Origin of the sequence: Streptomyces sp. NK08204, from assembly GCF_020400585.1 — a bacterium.
In the GTDB taxonomy this organism is placed as follows: domain Bacteria; phylum Actinomycetota; class Actinomycetes; order Streptomycetales; family Streptomycetaceae; genus Streptomyces.
This window is the reverse complement of sequence record NZ_JAINVF010000001.1, coordinates 486,767-499,560: the sequence shown is the minus strand read 5'-3', so window position 1 is coordinate 499,560 and position 12,794 is coordinate 486,767. Positions and strand designations below refer to the sequence as shown.

Genomic DNA, 12,794 nt, shown 5'->3' with positions numbered 1-12,794 from the left:
TGTCACAGTCAGAACCTCTCCGGGAAGATCAGGGCGAGGACGAGGTAACCCAGCAGGGCGACGGCCACGACCAGGCCGACGACGTTCTCGGCGGTCACAGCTTCGTCACCCCCCGGGCGACGAGGGCCACCAGCGCGAAGACCGCGATGGTTATGACGACGAAGGCCAGATCGGCCATCGTGAACTCCTGAAGAGGTTCGGGGCGGAACAAGGACGGTTAGAAGGAAACCGCTTCTCTGGCCGGATCCGGTCACCCGTTGACGGCCCTCTTACGGCTGCACCCGCGGCTTTGACGGAACTCTTACGACCGATGATCCCTACCGGCCGGTAACCCACACGCATGCGACGACGACCCGTTCCCGGGTTTCCCACACCCCGCCGATGCCGTGCTGCGAGCGGTACTCCTGGAGCGCCTCGTCCACCCGGTCGGCCACCCACAGCAGGGCCGGCTGCCGCAGGGCGGTGAGGTTGCCGGGCCGGAAGTAGTTGGCGAGGGTCGCGTCGATCTTCTCGGCGTAGATGTTGCCGTGCGCCATCCGGCGGCGCAGGCTCTCGGGGGCATGTCGACCAGTTCGATCTGCCAGGCGCGGCGTACGACCTCGTCGGGCACGGTCTCGTGCTGCGGGACGTGGGTGATCTTCTCGACCACGTCGTTGAGGGATTCGAGGTGCTGGATGTTCACCGCGGTGATGACGTCGACGCCCGCGGCGAGGAGTTCCTCGATGTCCTGCCACCGCTTGGGGTTCCTGCCGTCGCCCGGCACGTTGCTGTCGGCGCACTCGTCCACGACCGCGACCTGCGGCCGCCGGGCCAGCACCGCGGCCAGGTCCATCTCCTCGAAGCCGCCACCGCGATAGGTGCAGCGGGCACGGGGGACGACCTCAAGGCCATCGATCATGGTCTCCGTGTGCTGGCGACCGTGCACTCGACGAAGCCCACCACCACGTCGGCTCCGCGCGAGGCACGGCGCCGCCCCTCGTCGAGCATCCGGTAGGTCTTGCCGACCCCGGTGCCGCACCGAGGTAGACCTTCAGTCGTCCGGGACTTACGTCACTCATCGCCGCCGACGCGCTCCGCTCACTCGGTCCTCTGCTCCGCCGCAGAAACGGGATTCCTCCAATGAAGCCCCTCGGCAAGGGATCAGGGGCGAGCGTTGGCGATCCCTTGGCGCCGTTCCCGCAGACCTTGACACCGTCTTGATACGAACGGGGCAGATAGGGTGAAGGCGGTGTGCCGGGAAGTCTGGTCGGCGGGGGAGCCAGGGTGGCCCCTTTTTTCAGCCCCAGGGGGACGGCATGCGCAGCGTCGGTACAGTTCTCGCGTTGGTCATTCTGGCCACCGTGGTGGCAACCTTCGCGCGCCGCTGGCGCATACCCGCCCCCTCCCTGCTGGTCGTCGCCGGTCTCGCCGTGGCACTGCTGCCGGGCACCCCCGAGATCCAGATCAGCCCCGAGATCATCGGGCTGGTCGTGCTGCCGCCGCTGCTGTACGCGAGTGCCGAGGACATGCCCTGGCGGGAGCTGCGCGCGGTGTGGAAACCGGTCGGGATCCTCGCCATCGGCCTGGTCCTCGCCTCCGCGGCGGCCGTCGGCGCGGTCGCTGTCCTGGTCACCCCGTTGTCCTGGCAGATGGCGTTCGTGCTGGGCGCGGTCCTGGCGAGCACCGACCCGGTGGCGGTGACCGCGCTCGGCCGCAGGCTCGCCCTTCCCCCGAAGGTGCAGGTCCTTGTCCAGGCGGAGAGCCTGTTCAACGACGCCACCTCCCTGGTGCTGGTCCGGGTCGCGGTGAGCATCGCCATCGCGTCCGCGGCGGCGAACTGGGGCGCGGCGAGCGGCGAGTTCCTGCTGCTGGCCGGCGGCGGCACGGTGATCGGAGCAGCGGTGGCCGGAGTGATCACGCTGATCCGGCGGCGCACCGAGGACCCGGTGCTGGAATCGGTGATCGCGCTGGTCACCCCATACGCGTCCTATCTCCTGGCGGAGGCGGCGCACACCTCCGGGGTGACGTCCTGCGTGGTCGCCGGGGTGATCCTGGGCGGCCGGGGCGACCGGCTCACCAACGCCCGTATACGCCTCCAACTGCACGCCGTGTACGGCACGGTGGTCTTCCTGCTGGAGAGCGTGGTCTTCTCGCTGATCGGGCTGGCGCTGCCCGCGGAGGTGCGAGCCTTGGCCGACGGCGACCGGGCATGGCCCCTGTACGCGTTCGCCGTCGCCACCACGCTTATCGCCGTGCGCCTGCTGTGGCTCGCCCCGCTGTCGGCGGTCGTGCAGCGCAGGGGCGGCATCAGCCGGCTGAACTGGCGGTTGCCGGTCGTGCTGACGTGGGCCGGCACACGGGGGGTGATGCCGCTGGCCGCCGCGCTGTCCATCCCCGAGGTGGCGAAGAACGGCAGCCCGCTCACCGACCGCCCTCTGGTCCTGGTCCTGACCACCTCGGTGGTGGTCGTCACGCTCGTGGGGCAGGGCTTCACCCTCGCCCCCGTCGTCCGCGCCTCCGGCATCGCCCTGGAGCCCGCCCACACCGAACGCGAGGAGGTCGAAGCCCGCTCCCGTCTCGCCCACGCCGGACTCGCCCGCCTGGAGGAGCTGGCGGAGCTGGAGGCCGTCCCCGACATCGTCGTCGACCGGCTCCGCCGTGGCCTGACCGCGCGCCTGGACGATGCCAGCGACCGCCTCGCCGAACGCGACGGCAGCGCCGTGGCCACCGAGTCCGCCGACCTGGTCTACCGCCAGCTGCGCCGCGACCTGATCGCCGTGGAGACCGAGGAACTGCAGCGCCTGTACGACGCCCACCGCATCAGCGACACCACCCGCCGCCGGCTCCAGCGGTCCCTGGACCTGGAAGAGGCACGGCTGGCGGATGCCTAACGGAACTCGGCCAGCCGGGGGCGCAGTGCGAGCAGGGTGAGCACCATTGCCGCGAGCAGCAATCCGCCCGCCCAGGGAAGCAGGCCGCTCACCGCCGAGCGGCCGTCCTGTACCGACGACGCGAAATGGGCACGGTTGATGCGGGTGAGCTGGTCCAGGGCGGCCATCCACGCGCCGAAGTGGGCGTTGGACATGCCCGGCTCCCAGCTGATGCAGAAGGCCACGGCCTGCTGTGCCTTGCCCTGCGCCACGAGCGTGCGGATCTTGCGGTCGTCGCGCTGGTAGACCGCGTACGTCTCCACGGTTTTCTCGCCCGCGGCCCGCTCGCCGGGGAAGGTGATGTTGTCCAGCTCGCGCCGGAACTCCCCGGTGAAGCGCAGGTCGTGGTGGTCGCGCTTGTACGCCTGCCAGGTGGCGGCCAGCTCCGCATCGTACGTCGACATCGTGGTGCCCTTCAGGCCATACAGCTGCTGCGACTTGACGAGGAACGCATCCTCGTACTGCTCGCGGCGCTGTTGGTCGAGGAGGTAGCGGCTCTCGTCGGCGTTGGCGTCGTAGGCGATGGCCCGCGCGCGGGAGAGCGCGACCACGGAGTCGAAGGCGTCACGGCGGGCGCCGCGCAGGTCCTCGGACGAGGATGTCAGCATCTGTGCGCCGAGGATCACCGCGAGCAGCGTGGACAGGGTGGCGGCGAGGAGTGTGGGGTTCAGGATCCGGTGGAAGCGGCGGGCCAGATACCACTGCATGACTCCGAGCACGCCGAGCAGGAGTACCCCCAGCGCGGCGGTGGCGGCGAGCTGCGCGGCGAGAGTGGAACGCGCCGCGCTGTACTCCGCGTCGAAGGCACGATCGTTGGAGGCGACCAGACTGCGTGACGCGGGCAGGAGTCTCTCCTGGAGCAGGTCGGTCGCCTTGCGGTAGTCGGCCAGAGCGGCCGGCTTGCCGCCGGTGTGCCCGTCGTTCTCCAGGGCCCGTCCGATCAGCTCCTGGTACTCGGCGAAGTCGTCGGTCAGGTTCTCGACGGTCTTCTCGTCGGACCGGTTGCCCTGCGCCGCGACGGCGAGGGTCCGCAGATCGTGCCCGATCTCCCGCCGGGCGTCGCCGTAGAAGCCGACCGCCTTCTCGTATGGCGTCACCAGGCGCCCTTTGCCCGCGTCCCCGTTGGACAGCAGGACGTTGGCGGCCTGGGCGTCCATGTCGTTCAGGGCGAGGTTGAGGTCGGCGGCGCTGGTGGTGCGTGGCGCGTCCCGTCCGGCCACGCTGTTCCAGGTGCCGCGTGCGGCGAGCCCGGCGACGAGCAGCAGGATGGTTACGGCGGCGGCGAGCAGGAGCGTGGCCGCGCGCAGAAGGCGCAGCTGCGCGGGCACGGTGGCCCAGAAGCGACGGCGCAGGGCGGCCCGCGCGGCCACGGCCTGCCGCCGCAGGCGCAGCCTCGGACCCGGTCCGGCCGGCCGCGGAATCCCTCGTCTCCGCGGTCCGGGGCTGCCCCCGGGCTGGACGACATCCCCTCCTCGTGGCGTCGCGGCGGTCCCCTCGGTCCCAGGACCCTGCGTCGTTCCGGCCGTGAGAGTCACGGTCCCTCCAACGTTCAGGCCACGGACGGTCGCCCGTCCCCCCGTCGCCGATCAGTCTGCGTCCGGTTTCGGACACCCCTGGCCGTTCTTGACGGGTTTCTGACGGCTGCTCGGCTTTGTTTGACGGGACTTTGACGGCGCCTCGGGCCTGGCCGTATGGGCGCCGCAAATTCCCTGCCGGACTGGGTGGTTGTGGCGGCGAGCCGGGTTGGAGGGGGCACGCACCCGCGCAGGACGCTTGTCGTCGCCTCATCGCCGGCACCGCACGGACCGCGGCAACAGTCCCTGTCCACCGTCACGGCACAAAGGTGTCCATGCTTCCCGCCGCCCCCCAACAAGCCCCACGCTCAAGTCCCCAACGGCCGCCCCGGACCAGAACGGAACGGGCGAGACGCCACGCTCCGAGCGGGCTGTTCGAACCCGCCCAACTCCTCCGCTGCCTTCCCGAGGCACTACGCAAGCTGCATCCGCGCACCCTGGTCCGAAACCCGGTCCTGTTCGTGGTGTCCGTGGGCGCGGTGCTGACCACCCTGTCGGCGTTGCTCCATCCACCGTTTTCACCCGGGTCATCAGCCTGTGGCTGTGGCTGACGGTCGTCTTCGCCAACCTGGCCGAGGCGGTCGCAGAGGGCCGCGGCGAGGCGCAGGCGGAGTCCCTGCGCAGGGCCCGTACGGACACCGTGGCGCTAAGGCTCCTGCACTGGAGCTACGGCACCGACCCGGCCACCGCCCGCACCGCTCTTCGGCATGACACTGGATCTCCGCCACTGACACGACCTGGCCGGCGCGCTCCCCTGAACAACCGAACCTGCGCCCGCGCAGTGGTTGCCTCTTGATCCTGATGTGCCGGCGGTTGTGGCCCGGACGGTCTTAACGGAAGCTTGACGCGCTCGGTGAGATCGCTCACGGGCCGATGGGCGACTCTCTGCTTAGCTGATGCCGCCGTCCGAGGGACGGCCGGACCCCGACTGAGCCGCTGAGCCGCACACCTGGAGAACTCGTCCATGACCGCCACCGAACACCCGCAGCCGAGCCGATTGCGGACGTGGATGCTGGAGGGTCTGTCCGAGAGGGCGGGACACCAGCAGGGGCCGTACGCCGAGGCGGGTGCGCCGCACGCGGGGCAGCGTTGGTGGCGGGTGATGTGCCTGACCGGTGTGGACTACTTCTCCACCCTCGGCTACCAGCCGGGCATCGCAGCGCTGGCAGCCGGATTGCTGTCTCCGGTGGCCACCGTCGTGCTCGTCGTGGTCACCCTCTTCGGCGTTCTGCCGGTCTACCGCCGGGTGGCCGTGGAGAGCCCCCGGGGTGAGGGCTCGATCGCGATGCTGGAGCGGCTGCTGTCCTTCTGGAAGGGCAAGCTGTTCGTCCTCGCGCTGCTCGGTTTCGCCGCCACCGACTTCATCATCACCATCACTCTGTCCGCGGCCGACGCCTCCACCCACCTGGTGGAGAACCCGCACATGAACAGCCTGCTGCACAACCAGCAGATGCTGGTCACGCTGTTCCTCGTCGCCCTGCTGGGCGCGGTGTTCCTCAAGGGCTTCATGGAGGCGATCGGTGTCGCGGTCGTCCTGGTGGTGGCCTACCTGGGCCTGAACGCGGTCGTGGTGGCCGTCGGTCTGTGGCACGTGGTCACGGCGGGCCATGTGGTCACCGACTGGACGAACGGCCTGACCGCCGAGCACGGGAACATCTTCGCCATGATCGGCGTCTCTCTGCTGGTCTTCCCGAAGCTGGCCCTCGGCGTGTCCGGCTTCGAGACCGGCGTCGCGGTCATGCCGCACATCCAGGGAGACCCCGACGACACCGAGGAGAACCCCAAGGGCCGGGTCCGGGACACCAGGAAGCTGCTGACCACCGCCGCTGTGATCATGAGCATCTACCTGATCACCACCAGCTTCATCACCACGGTGCTCATCCCGGCGAAGGAGTTCAAGACGGGCGGCCAGGCCAACGGCCGCGCGCTCGCCTACATGGCGCACGAGTACCTCGGTGGCACCTTCGGTACGGTCTACGACATCTCCACCATCGCCATCCTGTGGTTCGCCGGCGCCTCCGCCATGGCCGGCCTGCTCAACCTCATGCCCCGCTACCTGCCGCGCTACGGCATGGCCCCGCAGTGGGCGCGCGCCGTGCGCCCCATGGTGATCGTCTTCACCCTGATCTCCTTCCTGATCACCTGGCTCTTCGACGCGAGTGTCGACGCCCAGGGCGGCGCCTACGCCACGGGTGTGCTGGTCCTGATGTCCTCGGCCTCGATCGCGGTGGCCATCGCCGCCCACCGGGCCGGCCAGCGCGGGTGGCTCATCGGCTTCTCGATGGTGACCGCGGTGCTGCTCTACGTCACCGGCGCCAACATCGTCGAGCGCCCGGACGGTGTGAAGATCGGTGCCTGCTTCATCGTCGCCATCATCCTGGTCTCGCTGCTGTCCCGGCTGGCCCGCGCCTTCGAGCTGCGCGTCACGCAGGTCGAGCTGGACCCGATGGCGGAACGATTCATCCGGGACATGGCCAGCCGCAAGCTCCGCTTCATCGCCAACGAGCCGGACCAGCGCGACAAGGCCGAGTACCGCGACAAGGTCGAGCAGATCCGGGCCGACAACGACATGCCCGAGCAGGAGGACTTCGTCTTCGTCGAGGTCACGGTCACCGACCCCTCCGAGTTCGAGGAGGAGAGCCTGACCGTCCGCGGTGAGGTCCTGCACGACCGCTACCGCGTCCTGACCATGGAGTCCTCCTCCATCCCCAACGCCTTGGCCGCCCTCGTCCTGCACGCCCGGGACATGACCGGTTGCACCCCCCACATCTACTTCGAGTGGACCGAGGGCAACCCCTTCGCCAACTTCCTCCGCTTCTTCCTCTTCGGCCAGGGCGAGGTCGCCCCGGTCACCCGAGAGGTACTGCGCGAGGCCGAGCCGAACCGGGAAATCCGCCCGCGCGTGCACACCGGCTGAGGACCGGCTCCGGCGGCCGCGTCAGGATCCCGTCAAGATTCGCCCGTACGCGTCAGGAGCCCGTAAGCAGCGGTCGCCGCACCGGGTGCGGGCGCCTAGCGTCGGCGTCATGCGACGGAGCGGACCGCCAGGCTCGGCCGGCGACCGCCACTGGCGTGGCAGCGCCCGGCTCGCGGTGAGCTGTGCCTTGCTGTTCTGCGCCCTGAGCCTTTTGGTCGACTGGGACGCCGACACCCTGACGCCCCTGCGCGCCCTGCTCTGGTTCACCCTGTCGGCCGCGGTGTGCGCCGTCCTGCTTCCCCAGCGGGTGAGTGCGGGCCCCGGCTGGCTGGCGGTCCGCACGCCCTGGCGCCGGCGCATGGTACGCACCGACGGGCTGATGACAGTCCGGCAATACGACGGCGTCTCTTCGCACCTGGTCCTGCGCGACGTCCACGGCAACCGGCTGGAACTCGACCCCCGCGTCCTCGCCGCCAATCCGCTGCTCTGGCACGAACTCGACACGGGCGTCCGCCGCTCCGTGGAACGCGGCACCTTGCGTCAGGGAGCCGAGGTCCTGGAACGGCTGGGCCACCGTATCGACGGCGAGGCGCTGCAGGCGGTCCTCCGGGCGTCGGGACTCTCCTGACCTCACCCGAGCGCCACGCACGCGGTACCGCTGTACCGCTGCACGCCTCCCGGGGGTGGTCACCTCTGCCGACAGCGGTGGCGCCCACGCGCCCGTCCTCGCCCGCTGTCTCGTCGCCGGAAACCGGTGACGACCGGCAGGGCAGCCCCCGGTTGAAGCTGCCGCCCAGCGCGATCGCGATGTCGAACGCGCCGTCCAGCAGCCGTCGAAGCCCCAGCGACAGGGCGAGGTGCATGACCCCCGTGATGACCAGTCCGAGAACCAGGCCATGCGTGTTGCCCCCTCTCGCCCGTCACTGGCCTCCGGATTGACGGAATCCTGACATGGCGAGGCGGGCCGCTTCACTGCCGTGTCCCGGCAAGCTGTACGTGCTCTTGATGCCGCCTTCCGGCGATGTGGCCGCCAAGTCAGCCGTGCAGGCGGCGCCACGTCCGCGTCACGAGGCGGGTGGCCAGGGCGGCCAGCACGAGCGAGGTCACCAGGAGGAGAACGGTCACCACCGTCCCGAAGGGTTGGGAAGCTCGGTGCGGCGCAGCGGCAGGGCGCCGCCGGGACTCAGGACTCAGGCAAGGACGATGACAAGTGATGCCGCAGGGATCACCGGGGTTCCGGTCGCATCCAGCGGGTCGGCCCCGGTGCGCTGGGCAATCCGGTGGTGTTTCGACGACTCCAGGAGCGTCAGCGCCCAGAGGCCGGCAAGCAGGACGAGGGCGGCTGTGCATGTGACCGTGGGGAAGCGGAAGGCGGCTTCGGTGATCTTACGCACGCTTCCACCGTATTCCTCCCGGGGCATGCCGGGAGGCTCCGGTGGCACTGACGTCTTCACCTTCTCCTGACCAGGTCAGGTAAAGGTGAAGTAGCGCAGCCACACATAGCCCAGCGAGATGACCACGGTCACGGCCGTGACGATGAGACCGTACTTGGTGAACTGCCAGAAGGAGATGGGCTGTCGGTTGCGTTCGGCGATGCCGAGGACGACTACGTTGGCGGAAGCGCCGATCGCGGTGGCGTTGCCGCCCAGGTCCGCACCAAGTGCGAGTGCCCACCACAGGACGTGGTCGCTGGAGCCGCCCATGTCGCGGACGAGGTCGCTGGTGATCGGCGCCATGGTGGCGACGTACGGGATGTTGTCGACGATGCCGGACAGGACCGCCGAGCCGCCGAGCAGTGTCATGGAGCCGCCGAGTTGGTTGCCGCCGATGGCGTCGGCCAGCTGTCGGGAGATCTCGCTGACGACGCCGGTGTCGATGAGTCCGCCGATCATGATGAACAGGCCGGCGAAGAAGGCGAGCGTGGGCCACTCCACCTCGGCGAGAACGTCGTGCGTCTCCAGGGCGGCAACCGCGACCAGCAGTCCGGCGCCAAGGAGGGCGACGATGCTCGGTGCGTAGTGCAGCACCGGATGCAGGACGAAGCCGGCTACGACCAGGGCCAGCACGATCAGTCCCTGGACCATGAGCCGCGGGTCCCTGATGGCCTCGCGTTCCTCCAGGGCCATGATCTCGGCGGCACGGTCCTCGTCGTAGACGAAGTACCGGCGGAACATCACCCGGCACAGCACGAGAAGGACGACCACGAGCACAGCGGCGAGTGGGGCGAGGTGGACGAGGAAGTCGTTGAAGGTCAGGCCCGCCCGGCTGGCGATGATGATGTTCGGCGGGTCACCGACCAGCGTCGCGGTTCCGCCGATGTTCGAGGCCATGACCTCGGCGATGAGGAACGGCGCGGAGGGCAGCGCCAGGCGCTCGCACACCAGCAAGGTGACCGGGGCGACCAGCAGGACCGTGGTGACGTTGTCGAGCAGCGCGGAGGCCACCGCGGTGATGAGGACGAGCATCGCCATGACGCGGAACGGTTTTGCCTGGGCCCGCTTGACCGCCCAGATCGCCAGGTACTCGAACATGCCGGTCTTCTTCAGTACACCGACGATCATCATCATGCCCATCAGCAGGAAGATGACGTTCCAGTCGATGCCGGAGTCCTCGGAGTAGAACGCCGAGATGTCATCGGTCGCCCCGATCGCCAGCATCAGGCCCGCGCCGCCCAGAGCCACGGCGACGCGGTGGATCTTCTCGCTGATGATCAAGGTGTACGCGCCGACGAAGACGACGATCGCCGCCCAGCTGTGCCAGTCGCTCATGGTCCTCCGATTCCTCCTGCAGTTCGGGCGGGCTCACGTTGCGCTGTGCCTGCCTCGTCGTCCCCGGCCGGGACGCCGGCCAGGTCCTCGACGTCGAACGCGCGGGCGATGGGCACGTCGGTGGAGCTGTGGGCGATGATCGAGAAGGCGATGCAGACGGCGATGAGGGTGAACGCCTCCTTCGCCCCCGGGATCCCGGACTGCAGCACCAGCAGCCCGTACACCACCGAGGCAAAGCCCTTCGGGCCGAACCAGGCCGCCACCAGCTTCTCCCGCCGGGAGACAGGCGTACCGATCAGGGACAGCAGCAGCGAGGCCGGGCGGATCAGGAAGATCGCCAGGACCACTGCCGCGTACCCCCCGAGCGACAGGTCACCGAACAACCGCGGAGTCAGCAGCGCGCCGAAGACCAGCAGCGCGGCGAACTTCGCCAGCTCCGCCAGAGCCTGGCCCAGCGGTTCGAACGACGCCTTCGCCTCCGGTGACACATGGGCCAGCACGGCGCCCGCGGAGAAGGCGGCCAGGTAGGGGTTGGCGTGCGTGAGGTGGCAGGCCGCATAGAGGATCACGCCGGTCACCAGCGGCAGCAGGGGCTGGAGCTTGGGCTCGGGGCCCAAGAGCCGGAAGCGCACGAGGCCGTTGACGACCAGCGGCAGGGCGATACCGAAGACCAGGCCCAGCAGCAGCTCGGCCGCGATCGTCTCCGGGGCTGCGTCCACGGTACCGGCCGAGGGACCGGCGGCCGCGAGCAGCATCAGGACCACCGGCAGGGCCAGCCCGTCGTTGATGCCGCTTTCCACGTTGAGCAAGTGCCGCAGTTTTGCTGGAACTTCGATGCGGCCCACGATCGCCGAGGCGAACACCGGGTCGGTGGGTGCCAGGACCGCTCCGACCAGGAACGACGTCGTCCAGTCCAGGCCCGCCAGGAAATGGGCGGCCAGCCCCATGAACACGAAAGCCAGCGGCATGCCCAGGCCCAGGGCGCGTGCAGGGTTCCGCCAGCCGGCTCGCAACGTGGGGAGCGAGACGTGCATGCCGTCGGTGAACAGCACCGCGAACAGGGCCAGGTCGGCGGTGACGGACACGATTTCGCTGTCGGGTGTGATGTGGATCAGCCCGAGGAAGCCATCACCGACGAACGCGCCGCCCACCAGGAAGAGCAGCGAGGTGGACAACACCGTGCGGGCCGCCAGGCCCGACAGCAGCACCGCCACCAACAGCGCCGCACCGAACACCGCCACAAGCACCATGGCAGACGCCCCCGATCGGAAGTAGAGAGAACTGTCCTCTGCTCGCCGACCAGGCTTCCCGGCACACCACGGGGAACCTTACCTACTCTTGGTGCATCTTTGACAGATTACTTATGTGCAGCCATCAGGGCTCGTCGTTGCCGGACCCCGGCAACGACGAGGCACTCAGGGACGTGGACCCCCTCGTGCATCAGGAGGCGGCGACGAGCAGCCGCTCCAGAAGATGGGAAGCGGTGATCACACCGAGCAGCCGGGTTCCGGTCCCGACCGGCTCCGCGACCGCAACCAGGGGACTACGGACCTGGGCCATCAGCGCGGCGACCTCCAGCGCGGTCGCGTCGGGCTCGGCCACCGGCGGAGCGGGCACGGTCTTGGACAGGCAGTCGCGGACCGTACGCCCCTTCAAAGCCTGGCACAGCCGGTCGGCATGGCCTTCGTCCACCACGGCGGCCAGCGTCGGGTCCTCAAGCACATACGCCGGCACCAAGATCTTGATCATCTGTGAGGCGGGAAGGATCGCCTTCGGTGCGCCCCTCTCATCGACGACCAGCAGCGCCGGCAGTCGACGCTCGGCCATCAGCCGTGCCGCCGCCGTCGCATCGGTGTCGACGCTCACGGTCTCGTACTCCACTGCCAAGTCACGTGCCCGCACGATCGACTCCCGGTTCGCTGTGTGTCCCCCGGCCATTGTGGGGCAACCATCCTGGCCCGTCGGTGCTTCGCCATTTCGCGTCAGTGGCCGCGGCACTCGGTGGCCGCGGCCAGCGGCAAGGCGAGCCGGCGGACGCTGCGCTTGCTCTGCGGGATGATCGGTGAATCGTTGCTCGCTCAGCCGCGGCGGCGACGCCGGCCCCTGCGACCGCAGGGCACGCGGGCCACCCTCCTCCCGTGCCTGCCGCCATCGCTGCACCGACCGGACACTGACACGCAGGTCTTCGGTGATCAGCGAGCTCGCCTCGCCCCTGGTGAACCGCTCGGCGGCCTGGAACCGTAACTCCTCGCGGAACTGCTGAGGTTCGGCTGTCAGCGATCCGCTGCTGTGTCGCTGCGCCCGTTCGGCACTCAGGATCTTCGATGCACCTCGGGTGCCTCCACCTGCGGGGCCGTGTGGAGGCGCTCGGGCCAGCCGACCCATGACGGCGCGTGGTCCGGCTCCCGGGCCGGCCGCCTTCGCCCCTGACCGCCGTCCAGACCGCCCGAGTGACGGTCATCACGGATGCCCCTGAGAGGGTGCTGCGTAGGCTTGTGCCGTCGTCGCGGTGGGGGACGGGAGAGTGTGCGAAACCCTCTTTCAGTCGTCTGGCGACGCATCAGAAAAGTCAGCAGGTGGTCAGCACGAGTCCTGGGAAACCTGGGGAAAGCTGCCCGGACGTGCG

At 69.4% G+C, this 12,794-nt stretch carries 9 protein-coding genes and 2 pseudogenes; 4 read left to right on the top strand and 7 right to left on the bottom strand.

The features are described 5' to 3' along the window. Window positions 1–8: 8 nt before the first annotated feature. Window positions 9–98, bottom strand: coding sequence for a K(+)-transporting ATPase subunit F (kdpF, locus tag K7G59_RS02130; RefSeq protein ID WP_009326374.1), 90 nt, complete (start codon window positions 96–98; stop codon window positions 9–11). 243 nt (window positions 99–341) lie between these two features. Next, a pseudogene (locus tag K7G59_RS02125) lies at window positions 342–1,058 on the bottom strand (histidine kinase); the annotation flags it as partial. A gap of 237 nt (window positions 1,059–1,295) precedes the next feature. Between K7G59_RS02125 and K7G59_RS02120 the strand changes: the two are divergent. After that, window positions 1,296–2,870 (top strand): Na+/H+ antiporter, encoded by a 1,575-nt coding sequence (locus tag K7G59_RS02120; RefSeq protein WP_225830040.1) that lies wholly within the window; start codon window positions 1,296–1,298, stop codon window positions 2,868–2,870. On the opposite strand, the gene K7G59_RS02115 is transcribed toward K7G59_RS02120, so the two are convergent. Continuing rightward, window positions 2,867–4,279 (bottom strand): hypothetical protein, encoded by a 1,413-nt coding sequence (locus K7G59_RS02115; protein WP_225830039.1) that lies wholly within the window; start codon window positions 4,277–4,279, stop codon window positions 2,867–2,869. The genes K7G59_RS02120 and K7G59_RS02115 overlap by 4 nt on opposite strands. Window positions 4,280–4,758: 479 nt before the next feature. Here K7G59_RS02115 and K7G59_RS02110 point away from each other — a divergent pair. The 3 genes and pseudogenes from K7G59_RS02110 to K7G59_RS02100 form a co-directional block, all read left to right on the top strand. Further along, a pseudogene (locus K7G59_RS02110) lies at window positions 4,759–5,156 on the top strand (potassium-transporting ATPase subunit B); the annotation flags it as partial. Window positions 5,157–5,447: 291 nt separating this feature from the next. Next, window positions 5,448–7,400: an amino acid transporter gene (locus tag K7G59_RS02105; RefSeq protein WP_225830038.1), complete on the top strand. Its 1,953-nt coding sequence runs from the start codon at window positions 5,448–5,450 to the stop codon at window positions 7,398–7,400. Window positions 7,401–7,509: 109 nt separating this feature from the next. Continuing rightward, a complete protein-coding gene (locus K7G59_RS02100; protein ID WP_225830037.1) occupies window positions 7,510–8,028 on the top strand; it encodes a hypothetical protein in 519 nt (172 codons plus the stop codon). Between the two features lie 562 nt (window positions 8,029–8,590). On the opposite strand, the gene K7G59_RS02095 is transcribed toward K7G59_RS02100, so the two are convergent. The 4 genes from K7G59_RS02095 to K7G59_RS02080 all read right to left on the bottom strand — a co-directional run bounded on the left by K7G59_RS02095 (window position 8,591) and on the right by K7G59_RS02080 (window position 12,070). Then, entirely contained in the window at window positions 8,591–8,794 is a 204-nt protein-coding gene (locus K7G59_RS02095) for a hypothetical protein (RefSeq protein ID WP_225830036.1), read from the bottom strand. Between the two features lie 75 nt (window positions 8,795–8,869). Next, the gene (locus tag K7G59_RS02090) at window positions 8,870–10,168 is read right to left on the bottom strand and encodes an SLC13 family permease (protein WP_225830035.1); all 1,299 of its coding nucleotides are present in this window, start codon (window positions 10,166–10,168) and stop codon (window positions 8,870–8,872) included. Further along, the gene (locus K7G59_RS02085; RefSeq protein WP_225830034.1) at window positions 10,165–11,418 is read right to left on the bottom strand and encodes a sodium:proton antiporter; all 1,254 of its coding nucleotides are present in this window, start codon (window positions 11,416–11,418) and stop codon (window positions 10,165–10,167) included. The genes K7G59_RS02090 and K7G59_RS02085 overlap by 4 nt, the downstream gene beginning before the upstream one ends. A 190-nt stretch (window positions 11,419–11,608) precedes the next feature. Next, entirely contained in the window at window positions 11,609–12,070 is a 462-nt protein-coding gene (locus K7G59_RS02080; RefSeq protein ID WP_225830033.1) for a CBS domain-containing protein, read from the bottom strand. Between the last annotated feature and the right edge of the window lie 724 nt (window positions 12,071–12,794).